Genomic DNA, 12073 nt, shown 5'->3' on the forward strand with positions numbered 1-12073 from the left:
CATTCTGACTTCGAAGGGGAGGGGATCGCGTGCCGAGAGAGGTCGGAGTGACGCGTCGCCGTGGACTCAAGTCCGTGGCGGCCGCCGCCATCGCCATGCCACTGCTGACCACGGCGGGCTCATCGATACCCGCGGTCGCCGGCGAGCACGCGGGCGCCCTGAACGTCATGACGTTCAACGTGCGCTTCGCGACCGTGGTCGACAAGACACCGCGCTGGTCCGTGCGCCGCCCGGTGATGCGGGAGCTGTTGCGTCGCGAGCGCCCGCATGTCATCGGCACCCAGGAGGGGCTCTACCAGCAGGTGCGCATGATCGAGAAGGATCTCGGCGGGCACTACGACTGGATCGGCACCGGCCGGGGCGGTGGCAGCAAGGACGAGTTCATGGCGGTTTTCTACGACACCCGAAGACTCGAACCGCTGGAGTTCGACCACTTCTGGCTGTCCGACACCCCGTACACCATCGCTTCCAACACCTGGAACGCGGACTGGCTGCGCATGGTGACCTGGGTGAAATTCGCCGATCTCGCCGACGGGGGACGGGAGTTCTACGTCCTCAACACCCACCTGGACAACGTCAGCCAGTACGCCCGGGAGCGCTCCGCGGGGCTCATCGGCGAGACGATCGCCAAGTGGGACCCGTCGACGCCGGTGATCGTCACCGGTGATTTCAACTCGCCCGCCCACGAGAACAGGGTGTACGACCTGATGCTGGGGAACGGGCTCGTGGACACCTGGGACGCGGCGATCTCCCGCAGCCCGGAGTACGGGACGTTCAACGCCTACCGGGCACCCAAACCCGGCGGCCGGCGCATCGACTGGATCCTGACCTCACCCGGGGTGACCACCCACCGGGCGGCGATCAACACCTTCTCCATGGACGGGATGTACGCCAGCGACCATCTGCCGGTGCAGGCCTCACTGACCCTGGGATGAGCTGAGGCCCCCGTGACCGGTCGTGCTCAGGTTCTACCGGTCGCGGGGGCCTCGACGGCTCAGGAGGTTCAGCCCTTGCGGGTGTTGATCTCCTCGGTGAGCTGCGGGACGACGTCGAAGAGGTCGCCGACGACGCCGTAGTCGACGAGGTCGAAGATCGGGGCCTCGGCGTCCTTGTTGACCGCCACGATCGTCTTCGAGGTCTGCATACCGGCGCGGTGCTGGATGGCGCCGGAGATGCCGTTGGCGATGTAGAGCTGCGGCGAGACGGACTTGCCGGTCTGGCCCACCTGGTTGGTGTGCGGGTACCAGCCCGCGTCCACCGCGGCACGCGAGGCGCCGACCGCGGCACCGAGGGAGTCGGCGAGGGACTCGATGATGGCGAAGTTCTCCGAGCCGTTGACGCCACGGCCGCCGGAGACGACGATCGCGGCCTCGGTCAGCTCCGGGCGGCCGGTCGACTCGCGCGGGGTGCGCGCGGTGACCTTGGTGCCCGTGGCCTGCGCGGAGAAGGTGACGTCGAGGGCCTCGACGGCGCCGGCGGCCGGGGCGGCCTCCACGGGGGCCGAGTTCGGCTTGACCGTGATGACCGGGGTGCCCTTGGCGACCCGGGTCTTGGTGGTGAAGGACGCGGCGAACGCGGACTGCGTGGCCACCGGGCCCTCGTCGCCGGCCTCCAGGTCGACGGCGTCGGTGATGATGCCGGAGCCGATGCGCAGCGCCAGGCGGGCGGCGATCTCCTTGCCCTCGGCGGAGGAGGGGACCAGCACGGCGGCCGGGGACACGGCGTCGTAGGCGGCCTGGAGGGCGTCGACCTTCGGGACGACCAGGTAGTCGGCGTACTCGGCGGCCTCGTGGGTGAGGACCTTGACTGCGCCGTGCTCGGCGAGCGCTCCGGCGGTGGCGGCAGCGCCGGCGCCGAGCGCCACGGCGACCGGCGAACCGATGCGGCGGGCGAGCGTCAGCAGCTCCAGGGTGGGCTTGCGGACGGCGCCGTCCACGTGATCGACGTAGACGAGAACTTCAGCCATGGGACTTCTACTCTCCTGCTTGCGGAAGATGAGGGGCGGTCGGCGAGTCGGGGCTCAATGGACTCGAAAGTCGGAGCAGTGAGCCTCGAACGGGGCCTAGATGAACTTCTGGCCCGCGAGGAACTCGGCGAGCTGCTTGCCGCCCTCGCCCTCGTCCTTGACGATCGTGCCGGCCGTGCGCGCCGGGCGCTGGGTCGCGGAGTCGACCACGGAGTACGCGCCCTCCAGACCGACGTCCCCGGCCTCCAGGTCGAGGTCGGACAGGTCCCAGGACTGAACCGGCTTCTTCTTGGCGGCCATGATGCCCTTGAAGGACGGGTAACGCGCCTCGCCCGACTGGTCGGTGACCGACACGACGGCCGGGAGGGACGCCTCCAGCTGCTCGGACGCGGAGTCGCCGTCGCGGCGGCCCTTGACGACACCGTCCGCGACGGAGACCTCGGAGAGCAGCGTGACCTGCGGGACGCCCAGCCGCTCGGCCAGCAGCGCCGGTACGACACCCATGGTGCCGTCGGTGGAGGCCATGCCGGAGATGACCAGGTCGTAGCCGGCCTTCTCGATCGCCTTGGCGAGGACCAGGGAGGTGCCGATGGCGTCGGTGCCGTGCAGGTCGTCGTCCTCGACGTGGATCGCCTTGTCGGCGCCCATCGACAGGGCCTTGCGGAGCGCGTCCTTGGCGTCCTCGGGGCCGACGGTCAGGATCGTGATCTCCGCGTCGTCGGCCTCGTCGGCGATCTGCAGCGCCTGCTCGACCGCGTACTCGTCGAGCTCCGAGAGCAGACCGTCCACGTCGTCACGGTCGACGGTCAGGTCATCGGCGAAGTGCCGGTCGCCAGTGGCGTCGGGCACGTACTTCACAGTGACAACGATCCTCAAGCTCACGCCGGCTCTCCTACTGCATCGTCTGTTCCGGGCTGCCTTCCTGCAGGCAGCATAGGCGCCTCAAAGCGGCAGATCCCGATGGGGGCGACCCGCGCTCCGAACGAAATATTACTCGCCAGTACACCCACTCGACGCCCACTGAGCAAGCGCTTTGACGTGTGACCTTCGCAACGCAGCGTAACCGGAACCCGGTCGGGGCGCAGAGTCGCCAACATCACATCGTACCGATCGACCGGTCACCGTCGGTCAGTCACGGAGCCCGTTGAAACGGCCCTGGTGGTACAGCAGCGGCCGTCCAGGACCCGCGGGATCTCCCAGCACGACCTCGGCCAGCACGATCCGGTGGTCCCCGGCCGGCACCCGCGCGACCGGGCGGCACACCAGCCAGGCCAGGACGCCGTCGAGGACGGGCACCCCCTCGGGACCCTCGCGCCAGGCGGTGGGCGCGCCGAACCGGTCGGCGCCGCTGCGGGCGAAGGTCGCGGCCAGCTCGTGCTGGTGCTCGCCGAGTATGTGGACACCCACATGGTCTGCCCCGGATATCGCGGGCCAGCTGGAGGCGCCGGTGCTGATGCCGAACGAGACCAGCGGGGGCTCCGCGGAGACGGAGGCGAGGGAGGTGGCGGTGAAACCGACGGGACCGGCGTCCCCTCGGGCGGTGATCACGGCGACACCCGCCGCGTGCTGCCGGAAGACGGAGCGCAGCAGATCGGGAGAGGCGGGAACGACGGACTGAGCGGTACCGAGGGCGGGCGTGGCCGTCATGGACCTGTCCTTCTGCGGGAGTCGGCGAGCTGGGCGGTGGTTGCTCAACGGCCCGGACAGCGCGCGCTCGCGGTGCGCACGAGGTCCACGTGGACCCGCGCGTGGAGAAGGAGTTCCGGAGGCATAGGGTCAGGTTGACGATAGATGGCGGGCGCAGTCAAGTGGCTCCGGGCATCTGGGAGATGCGTCACCGAACACACCATCAGCGGCGGTAACGGATAGCCGGAAGACCTCAAACGGCCTCCCCCAGCGCGGCGATGACCGCTTCCTTGCGCGGCTGCCCGGTCGCCCGCCGCACGATCCGCCCGTCGGCGTCGAGCACCAGCACGGTGGGCGTCTTGAGAATGTCGAGCTTCCGTACGAGGTCCAGGTGCTCCTCGGCGTCGATCTCGACGTGGGTGACGCCGGGGACGAGGCCGGCCACCTCACCGAGGACGCGGCGGGTGGCCCGGCAGGGCGCGCAGAACGCGCTGGAGAACTGGACGAGCGTCGCCCGCTCGCCGAGGCTCTCGCCCAACTCGGCGGCGCCGAGCCGTTTTCCGTCGTCTCGCACGCGCACGCGTACTCTCCCGCTCCGCCGCCGATGCAGCACTCCGAACGCGCTCGACGCCGCGAGCACCGCCACGCACATCACGATTCCGGTCATCCCCGGCTGCAGCGTTCATCAGACTGCAAAGATTCCCGACTGCTCGAATCGTTTCTGCTGCGGAATGCTGTGCTCCATGGACATCGATGTGAGAGGGCCGCGGTTCGGAGCGGCCGTGACGGCCGTCGTGCTGGCGGTCGTACTGGTCACCGGGGGCGGGTGGCTGCTGGCCTGGCAGACGCTGGCGTTCGCGCTGGGCGCGGCCGGCGGGGTGGGGCGCTCCCCGTACGGTCTGCTGTTCCGCCGGGTGGTCCGTCCGCGGCTCGGCCCGCCGACGGAGTTCGAGGCTCCCGAGCCGCCGCGGTTCGCGCAGACGGTCGGGCTCGTCTTCGCGGGCGTGGGACTGGCCGGGTTCACGCTGGGTGTGGAGTGGCTCGGGCTCGTCGCGACCGGGGCGGCACTGGCGGCCGCGTTTTTGAACGCCGCGTTCGGGTACTGCCTGGGATGCGAGCTGTACCTGGTCGTACGACGGGTGACTCCGCGCGCGGAGTAAAGGAGACATGAAGGCGGACGTAAAGGCACAGCAAAAGCGCGAGGTGGATCACTGGACGACGTGACGAGTGTCTCGCCGATCACAGGCACGAGGACTGGCCACCCGTCCGTTCTTGGGGCACGATCTGCGCAACGCTGTAAAACCTACGGCTGCGTAACTTCCCGCCGGGGACCCCTTCCCAGGCAGAACACAGAGAAGGGTCATCCCCGTCCATGGCTGAGTTTGTCTACCGTCCCGCCATCGGTCTCGCCCGGACACTGTTCAAGACCTGGGACCTGAAGATCGACCTCAAGGGGTCGGAGAACATCCCGCGCTCGGGTGGGGCGGTGCTGGTGAGCAACCACATCGGCTACCTGGATTTCATCTTCGACGGTCTCGCGGCTCTTCCGCAGAAGCGTCTGGTGCGCTTCATGGCGAAGGAGTCGGTGTTCCGGCACAAGGTGTCCGGCCCGCTGATGCGGAACATGAAGCACATCCCGGTGGACCGCAAGAACGGCGAACTGGCGTACGCGCACGCGCTGGACTCGCTGCGCTCCGGCGAGATCGTCGGTGTCTTCCCCGAGGCCACGATCTCGCAGTCGTTCACCCTGAAGAGCTTCAAGTCCGGCGCCGCGCGGATGGCCCAGGAGGCGGGCGTCCCGCTGATCCCGATGGCCGTGTGGGGGACGCAGCGCCTGTGGACCAAGGGTCACCCGCGCAACTTCAAGCGCAGCCACATCCCGATCACGATCCGGGTCGGCGAAGCCATAGAGGCCTCCCGCGACAAGTACGCGGGCGCGATCACCCGCCAGCTGCGCGAGCGCGTCAACGAGCTTCTGGAAGCCGCCCAGCGCGCCTACCCGGTCCGCCCCAAGGGCCCGGACGACACGTGGTGGATGCCGGCTCACCTCGGCGGTACGGCCCCGACCCCGGAGCAGGTCCGCGAGGCCGAGGCACGCTGATCCCCCCGGGGGCTGTTGGGCTAGGTTGTTCGTTCGCTGCGGGCCCGTGGGGGCTGGTCGCGCAGTTCCTCGCGCCCCTACAGGGCCGCCCTGATCGTGATCCTCGACCCGGGGCTGAACTTCTCCAGTAGTTCCGCCAGTTCGGCGGCGGCGGTCTGTGACTCCTGGGGCGTCATCGGGGGGAGGCACTCCAGGAGGAAGATCGCGGACGTGGTGCGCTCGGTGAGTCGGGTGCGTGGGCCCTGGCGCCAGTTCCAGCGGCGGCACGTCACGCCCTCCTCGTCGCACCAGACCACCTCACCCGCGTCGGGGTGCTCGATGACCTCCTCGCCGCCCGCCACGGTCACGAAGTCCTCGGCGCCGGTGGCGCGTACGAGGCGCATCCCGCCCCGGATGTGGTCGAGGTCCTCGCCGCCGACCGGGACCAGGTGGGCCACGCTGATGGCGTTGTAGAGGTCGACCAGGACGTTGATCCGGGGCAGGCCGGCATCCGTCAGGGCCCTCTTGGCGAGCGCCTCGGCCGAGTTGCGGGTGCGCGACGGCTTCGATCCGAACGCCGTGTACGTGTCCCGCCAGGCGACCATGTGCGGGTCCTCGTGCGGGGCCCGGCCGTCCAGACGTACGGCGAGTCGGCGGGCCGCGTCGTCCAGGAGCGCCGAACTGGCGTCGGTGCTGGGCCCGTTGACGAGTCCGTGGGCCTCGATCGCGACGGGGGTGAAGCCGGGCGCGAGCGTACGCACCTCGTCGGACACGGTCAGTGTGAGTGTCATCGCCTGCCTCAGAGTGCGGTGGGGAGCGTCTTCCAGAGATACGGCCTGTCGGGTGCCGCCTTCAGGACGCCCAGCACAGCCGGATGGGGTTCAGCGTACAGTACTGGATAGTCCACCTCATTGGACTCCGGATCGGGGATCCACGCCAGCCGCTCACCGTCGAGGGAGAACCGCGCGTCCACGCCCGTCTTGTTGCCTCGCGGGTCCTGGCGGTGCCAGGCGCCGTTGAACCGCACGGCGACCAGCCCGTGCACGGCGTGACCGTTCCCGTCGTCGTGCGTGAGCCGTTGGTAGCACAGCGCCGTGGGAATGTCCTCGGCACGCAGCAGCGCGGCCAGCGCGTGGGCCTTGGCGAAGCAGATGCCGGTGCGCTGCTCCAGGACGGCCGAGGCCCGCCAGGTGACCCGCAGGTCGCCGCTGTCGGCGGAGTGCGGGATGGTGTCGCGCACGAACTCGTAGGCCGCTCGCGCATAGGCATACGAGTCCACGGCATCCTTGGCGAGCCGCGCGGCGGTCTCCCGCACCAGCGGGTGATGGTGGTCGATGACCTCGTCAGCAGCAAGATACGCGGACAGGTCAGAGGTGTTCTGGATCAGCTCCATGGCCCCAGAGCATAGGAAAGCGATCACCGAACAGTCAATGACTTTTCAGGTGACCGCATACCTATGCATTCGACGGGAGAGCGTCTAGCGCGCCATCTCCTCCTTCAGCGCCGCCACGAACGCGTCCACGTCGTCCTCGGTCGTGTCAAAGGCGCACATCCAGCGGACGTCGCCCGCCGGCTCGTCCCAGAAGTAGAAGCGGAAGCGCTTCTGCAGGCGTTCACTCACGTCGTGCGGGAGCCGGGCGAAGACCGCGTTCGCCTGGACCGGGTAGAGGATCTCCACCCCGTGCACGGCCCGCACGCCTTCCGCCAGCCGCTGCGCCATCGCGTTGGAGTGACGGGCGTTGCGCAGCCACAGGTCCTTTGCGAGCAGCGCCTCCAACTGCACCGAGACGAAGCGCATCTTGGAGGCGAGCTGCATGGACAGCTTGCGCAGGTGCTTCATATGGCTGACGGCGTCCTGGTCGATGACGACGACCGCCTCACCGAACAGCGCGCCGTTCTTCGTCCCGCCGAGGGAGAGGATGTCGACGCCGGCCGCGTTGGTGAACGTCCGCATCGGGACGTCGAGCGAGGCCGCCGCGTTGGCTATGCGGGAGCCGTCCAGGTGGACCTTCATGCCGTGCGCGTGGGCGTGGTCGCAGATCGCGCGGATCTCGTCCGGGGTGTAGAGGGTGCCCAGTTCCGTGCTCTGCGTGATCGAGACGACCTGCGGCATCGCACGGTGTTCGTCGTCCCAGCCGTACGCCTGCCGGTCGATCAGGTCGGGGGTCAGCTTGCCGTCCGGTGTGGGCACCGTGAGCAGCTTGAGGCCGCCCATGCGTTCGGGGGCGCCGCCCTCGTCGACGTTGATGTGCGCGCTCTCGGCGCAGATCACGGCGCCCCAGCGGTCGGTGACCGCCTGGAGGGCTACGACGTTGGCTCCGGTGCCGTTGAAGACGGGGAACGCCTCCGCCGTGGCGCCGAAGTGGCTGCGGACGATCCGCTGGAGGTTCTCCGTGTAGTCGTCCTCGCCGTACGCGACCTGGTGCCCGCCGTTGGCCAGGGCCAGAGCGGCGAGCACCTCGGGGTGGGCCCCCGCGTAGTTGTCGCTGGCGAAGCCTCGGGTCTCCGGGTCGTGATGGCGGCGCGCGTCGGTCTTCGGAGGGTTCACGGCTTCTCGGTCAGCCACAGACGTTTCCCGTTCACTTCGGCGGCGGGCCGCTCCCAGACGCCGACGACGGCCTCGGCCAGCTCCTTGACGTCCGTGAAGCCCGCGAACTTCGCGTTGGGTCGCTCGGCGCGCATCGCGTCGTGCACCAACGCCTTCACGACCAGGATCGCAGCCGCCGACGACGGCCCGTCCCCGCCCTCCGACACCCCGGCCTTGCGGAAGAAGTCGGCCATGGCCAGCGTCCACGCCTCGGCGGCGGCCTTGGCGGCGGCGTACGCGGCGTTGCCCGCGGTGGGCTTGCTCGCGCCGGCGGCACTGGTCAGGACGTACCGGCCGCGGTCGCTGCGCTGGAGGGCCTCGTGGAAGGCGAGGGAGGTGTGCTGGACGGTGCGGATGAGCAGCAGTTCCAGCAGGTCCCAGTCGTCGAGGACCGTCTTGGTGAAGGTCTCGCTGCCGCGCCAGCCGCCGACGAGGTGGACCAGGCCGTCGACGCGCCCGAAGTCCTTCTCGATACGCGTGGCCCACTCCCGGGTCGACTGCAGGTCGAGCAGGTCGACGGTGTCGCCGACGACGGTGGCGCCGCCGTGGGCGTAGCTCGCCGCGTCCACGGCCTCCGCGAGCCGCTCCGGGTCGTTGTCCGAACCCACGACCGTCGCGCCCGCCTCGGCGAGCCTGAGCAGTGTCGCCCGGCCGGCCGGGCCGCCGGCGCCGGCGACCGCGATCACCGCACCGCTGAGAGCCCCGTTCCCCATCCTCATCGCCTCCTGAGCAGTGTTTTCGGTGGCACGGTCGCTCACGCGGCGATCCGCTCGGCGCTCTCCGCGGTGATCCCCTTGGTGGAGGCGATCACGTTCTTCAGCTTCTTGGAGAGGGCCTCATAGAACATGCTCAGCGGAAACTCGTCCGGAAGCACGTCGTCCACGAGCTTGCGCGGCGGCTGGCTCAGGTCGAGCGCGTCGGGACCCTTGGCCCAGCGGGAGCCCGGGTGCGGGGCGAGATGGGTGGAGACCAGCTCGTACGCCTTGAACCAGTGGACGAGTTTGGGCCGGTCGATACCCTCGCGGTACAGGGTCTCGATCTCGGCGCAGAGCTGGTTGGTGACCTGCGGGGCGCGCTGCCAGTCGATGTGCAGCTTGTTGTCGGTCCAGCGGATCACGTCGTGGCGGTGCAGGTACGCGAAGAGGAGCTGGCCGCCGAGTCCGTCGTAGTTGCGGACGCGCTCGCCGGTGACCGGAAAGCGGAACATGCGGTCGAAGAGCACCGCGAACTGCACGTCACGGGCCTGCGGGACACCTTCCGCCTCCAGCTTCACGGCCTCCTTGAAGGCGGTGAGGTCGCAGCGCAGCTCCTCCAGGCCGTACATCCAGAACGGCTGGCGCTGCTTGATCATGAAGGGGTCGAAGGGCAGGTCGCCGTGGCTGTGGGTGCGGTCGTGGACCATGTCCCACAGGACGAACGCCTCCTCGCAGCGCTTCTGGTCGTGGACCATCGCGGCGACGTCCTCGGGCAGCTCCAGGCCGAGGATGTCGACGGCGGCGTCGGTGACCCGGCGGAAGCGGGCGGCCTCCCGGTCGCAGAAGATGCCGCCCCAGGTGAATCGTTCCGGCGCCTCGCGCACGGCGATGGTCTCGGGGAAGAGAACGGCGGAGTTGGTGTCGTACCCGGCGGTGAAGTCCTCGAAGGTGATGCCGCAGAACAGCGGGTTGTCGTAGCGGGTGCGCTCCAGTTCGGCCAGCCAGTCGGGCCAGACCATGCGCAGGACGACCGCTTCGAGGTTGCGGTCGGGGTTGCCGTTCTGCGTGTACATCGGGAAGAGAACCAGGTGCTGGAGGCCGTCCGCGCGGCTCGCGGCGGGCTGGAAGGCCAGCAGCGAGTCGAGGAAGTCGGGCACCCGGAATCCGCTGTCGGACCAGCGGCGCAGGTCCTTGGCGAGGGCCTGGTGGTAGTCCGCGTCGTGCGGGAGCAGCGGGGAGAGTTCCGCGACGGCGTCCACGATCCGGCGTACGGCGAGATCGGCGTCCGCGGGGTCCGGGGCGTCCTCCCGGTCGAAGTCGATCGACCCGTCCTTGGCCTGCCATGGCCGGATCTGCTCGACGGCATCCTTGAGCACGGGCCAGGCCGGGTGCTCCACCACCCTGCCGAGCGGAGAAACCCGCTGGTCCGAAACTTCCTGCACAAGAATTTCCGTCATGCCCCATCCTCCACGGGAGAACCTCTCGTCATGACACCGTATGTGTTCGAGGTTCCCGACCACAAGGCGAGACAGAAGAGATTGTCCTGCGGACCCCCATGGTCACCGCATTTTTTCCTGCCTGTAACCGGGACAACGATGACTTCCCTACCCGACGTCGGCCGGTTCACACCCCCTCCGGATCAGTCACTTCCGGCCAGCGGTTCCGGCGCGTCCGTACGGGTTCAATGCGGGGCCGGGCGGTTAGGCTGCGGCAGCCGAGCCGCCGTCGACGGAAGCGAGCTGACCTTGAACTTCCTGACCATCGGGCACCGCGGAATCATGGGCGTCGAGCCCGAGAACACCATCCGTTCGTTCGTCGCCGCCGAGCAGGCCGGCCTCGACATGATCGAACTCGATCTGCGCCTCAGCAAGGACGGCGCCCTCGTCGTCATGCACGACGCCGACGTCGACCGCACGACGGACGGCACGGGGCCCGTCGCCGAGATGACCCTCACCGAACTGCGCGCCCTCGACGCGGGCCGCGACGAGCGCGTCCCGGTTTTCGAGGAGGTGCTCGACGCCGTCGGCGCACCGCTCCAGGCCGAGATCAAGGACACCGCGGCGGCGCGGGCACTGGCCGAGGTGATGGAGCGCCGGGACCTGACCGCCCGGGTCGAGGTGTCCTCGTTCCACGAGGACACGATCGCCGAGATCGCCCGGCTGGTGCCCGGGGTGCGCACGGCGCTCATCGCCGGCCGCTACGGCACCGACGTCGTGGACCGGGCCACCCGCTCCGGCGCGTCGACCGTGTGCCTCGACATCCGCCGCCTCACCCTGGAGATCGTCGAGCGGGCGAGGAAGGCGGACCTGCGGATCATCGGCTGGGTGGTGAACACCCAGGACGAGCTGCGCCTCGTACGGGCCCTGCAGTTGGACGGCGCGACCACCGACTATCCGCAGATCAAGCGCACGGGCCGCTTCACCGCGTAGCGGGCACGCCGGAGTTCACCCCAGTTCCTTGACCAGCAGCTCGAACTGCAGATCGGCGCGCTGCGGAATCCCGAACCGCTCGTCGCCGTACGGGAAGGGGCTCATCTCTCCCGTACGGCGGTAGCCGCGCCGCTCGTACCAGGCGATCAGGTCGTTCCGTACGGAGATCACGGTCATGCGCATCTCCCGCGCACCCCAGGTCTCGCGCGCCACGCGCTCCGCCTCGGCGATGATCACCTTGCCGAGGCCCGCGCCCTGGAGGGCCGGGCTGACCGCGAACATGCCGAAGTAGACGTGGTCCCCCCGGTGTTCGAGCTGGCAGCAGGCGACCACCCGGCCGTCCTGTTCGACGGTCAGCAGCCTGCTGTCGGCCGACTTGATGACGCCCCGCACACCCTCCGGATCGGTCCGCTGCCCTTCCAGGATGCCCGCCTCCGTGGTCCAGCCCGCCCGGCTGGCGTCTCCCCGGTACGCCGACTCGATCAGCTCGACCAGAGCGTCGACGTCGGACTCGGAGGCGTCACGGAAGGTGGGTCCGGTGGCGGCGGTGTCCATGGCGGCGGTACTCCGGGTTCTCGGGTCGGGTCGGTTCGCTCCCGCGTGGCGAGGGCACCGTTGAGCCTAACGCCCATGGCGGGCGCTCCCACTAGTAGGGCTTGGTCAGGTTCATTTGCTGGTGGCGTGTCCGTT

14 protein-coding genes are annotated in these 12073 nt (G+C 69.3%); 4 read left to right on the forward strand and 10 right to left on the reverse strand.

Going from position 1 to position 12073, the window contains the following annotated elements; genetic code table 11:
* Positions 1 to 29 precede the first annotated feature (29 nt).
* On the forward strand, positions 30 to 935 hold the full coding sequence (locus QA861_RS26915; protein WP_334591157.1) for an endonuclease/exonuclease/phosphatase family protein: 906 nt from the start codon (positions 30 to 32) through the stop codon (positions 933 to 935).
* A gap of 68 nt (positions 936 to 1003) precedes the next feature.
* Here QA861_RS26915 and QA861_RS26920 read toward each other — a convergent pair whose 3' ends face one another.
* From QA861_RS26920 to QA861_RS26935, 4 genes are all read right to left on the reverse strand, one after another.
* The gene (locus QA861_RS26920) at positions 1004 to 1966 is read right to left on the reverse strand and encodes an electron transfer flavoprotein subunit alpha/FixB family protein (RefSeq protein ID WP_334591158.1); all 963 of its coding nucleotides are present in this window, start codon (positions 1964 to 1966) and stop codon (positions 1004 to 1006) included.
* A gap of 96 nt (positions 1967 to 2062) precedes the next feature.
* Positions 2063 to 2848, reverse strand: a complete 786-nt coding sequence (locus QA861_RS26925; RefSeq protein ID WP_334591159.1) for an electron transfer flavoprotein subunit beta/FixA family protein — start codon at positions 2846 to 2848, stop codon at positions 2063 to 2065.
* A gap of 246 nt (positions 2849 to 3094) precedes the next feature.
* Positions 3095 to 3613, reverse strand: coding sequence for a flavin reductase family protein (locus QA861_RS26930; RefSeq protein ID WP_334591160.1), 519 nt, complete (start codon positions 3611 to 3613; stop codon positions 3095 to 3097).
* Between the two features lie 232 nt (positions 3614 to 3845).
* Positions 3846 to 4259, reverse strand: coding sequence for a TlpA family protein disulfide reductase (locus tag QA861_RS26935; protein WP_334591161.1), 414 nt, complete (start codon positions 4257 to 4259; stop codon positions 3846 to 3848).
* Between the two features lie 76 nt (positions 4260 to 4335).
* On the opposite strand from QA861_RS26935, the gene QA861_RS26940 reads away from it, so the two are divergent.
* Both QA861_RS26940 and QA861_RS26945 read left to right on the forward strand, forming a co-directional pair.
* Positions 4336 to 4752: a DUF4395 domain-containing protein gene (locus tag QA861_RS26940; protein WP_334591162.1), complete on the forward strand. Its 417-nt coding sequence runs from the start codon at positions 4336 to 4338 to the stop codon at positions 4750 to 4752.
* Positions 4753 to 4964: 212 nt separating this feature from the next.
* Positions 4965 to 5693 carry a lysophospholipid acyltransferase family protein gene (locus tag QA861_RS26945; protein WP_334591163.1) on the forward strand — a complete coding sequence of 243 codons (729 nt, stop codon included), beginning with the start codon at positions 4965 to 4967 and terminating at the stop codon, positions 5691 to 5693.
* Positions 5694 to 5770: 77 nt separating this feature from the next.
* On the opposite strand, the gene QA861_RS26950 is transcribed toward QA861_RS26945, so the two are convergent.
* From QA861_RS26950 to QA861_RS26970, 5 genes are all read right to left on the reverse strand, one after another.
* Entirely contained in the window at positions 5771 to 6463 is a 693-nt protein-coding gene (locus QA861_RS26950; RefSeq protein ID WP_334591165.1) for a B3/B4 domain-containing protein, read from the reverse strand.
* 8 nt (positions 6464 to 6471) lie between these two features.
* Positions 6472 to 7065: a transglutaminase domain-containing protein gene (locus QA861_RS26955; protein ID WP_334591166.1), complete on the reverse strand. Its 594-nt coding sequence runs from the start codon at positions 7063 to 7065 to the stop codon at positions 6472 to 6474.
* An 84-nt stretch (positions 7066 to 7149) separates the two neighbouring features.
* Complete coding sequence (locus QA861_RS26960) at positions 7150 to 8220, reverse strand: threonine aldolase family protein (RefSeq protein ID WP_334591167.1); 1071 nt, start codon at positions 8218 to 8220, stop codon at positions 7150 to 7152.
* Entirely contained in the window at positions 8217 to 8972 is a 756-nt protein-coding gene (locus QA861_RS26965) for an SDR family NAD(P)-dependent oxidoreductase (protein WP_334591168.1), read from the reverse strand. Before QA861_RS26965 ends, QA861_RS26960 begins: the two co-directional genes overlap by 4 nt.
* A 41-nt stretch (positions 8973 to 9013) precedes the next feature.
* Positions 9014 to 10411 carry a DUF6421 family protein gene (locus tag QA861_RS26970; protein WP_334591170.1) on the reverse strand — a complete coding sequence of 466 codons (1398 nt, stop codon included), beginning with the start codon at positions 10409 to 10411 and terminating at the stop codon, positions 9014 to 9016.
* 288 nt (positions 10412 to 10699) lie between these two features.
* Between QA861_RS26970 and QA861_RS26975 the strand changes: the two genes are divergently transcribed.
* Positions 10700 to 11383, forward strand: coding sequence for a glycerophosphodiester phosphodiesterase (locus tag QA861_RS26975; protein ID WP_334591172.1), 684 nt, complete (start codon positions 10700 to 10702; stop codon positions 11381 to 11383).
* 15 nt (positions 11384 to 11398) lie between these two features.
* On the opposite strand, the gene QA861_RS26980 is transcribed toward QA861_RS26975, so the two are convergent.
* Positions 11399 to 11938 (reverse strand): GNAT family N-acetyltransferase, encoded by a 540-nt coding sequence (locus QA861_RS26980; RefSeq protein ID WP_334591174.1) that lies wholly within the window; start codon positions 11936 to 11938, stop codon positions 11399 to 11401.
* Positions 11939 to 12073 lie beyond the last annotated feature (135 nt).

Origin of the sequence: Streptomyces sp. B21-083 (genome assembly GCF_036898825.1) — a bacterium.
Lineage (GTDB): Bacteria > Actinomycetota > Actinomycetes > Streptomycetales > Streptomycetaceae > Streptomyces.

What these genes read in the sequence shown, in the direction of transcription:
- QA861_RS26920 (WP_334591158.1), bottom strand. Translation starts at nt 1,966, where the DNA reads ATGGCTGAAGTTCTCGTCTACGTCGATCACGTGGACGGCGCCGTCCGC.
- QA861_RS26930 (WP_334591160.1), bottom strand. Translation starts at nt 3,613, where the DNA reads ATGACGGCCACGCCCGCCCTCGGTACCGCTCAGTCCGTCGTTCCCGCC.
- QA861_RS26935 (WP_334591161.1), bottom strand. Translation starts at nt 4,259, where the DNA reads ATGACCGGAATCGTGATGTGCGTGGCGGTGCTCGCGGCGTCGAGCGCG.
- QA861_RS26940 (WP_334591162.1), top strand. Translation starts at nt 4,336, where the DNA reads ATGGACATCGATGTGAGAGGGCCGCGGTTCGGAGCGGCCGTGACGGCC.
- QA861_RS26945 (WP_334591163.1), top strand. Translation starts at nt 4,965, where the DNA reads ATGGCTGAGTTTGTCTACCGTCCCGCCATCGGTCTCGCCCGGACACTG.
- QA861_RS26950 (WP_334591165.1), bottom strand. Translation starts at nt 6,463, where the DNA reads ATGACACTCACACTGACCGTGTCCGACGAGGTGCGTACGCTCGCGCCC.
- QA861_RS26955 (WP_334591166.1), bottom strand. Translation starts at nt 7,065, where the DNA reads ATGGAGCTGATCCAGAACACCTCTGACCTGTCCGCGTATCTTGCTGCT.
- QA861_RS26965 (WP_334591168.1), bottom strand. Translation starts at nt 8,972, where the DNA reads ATGGGGAACGGGGCTCTCAGCGGTGCGGTGATCGCGGTCGCCGGCGCC.
- QA861_RS26970 (WP_334591170.1), bottom strand. Translation starts at nt 10,411, where the DNA reads ATGACGGAAATTCTTGTGCAGGAAGTTTCGGACCAGCGGGTTTCTCCG.
- QA861_RS26980 (WP_334591174.1), bottom strand. Translation starts at nt 11,938, where the DNA reads ATGGACACCGCCGCCACCGGACCCACCTTCCGTGACGCCTCCGAGTCC.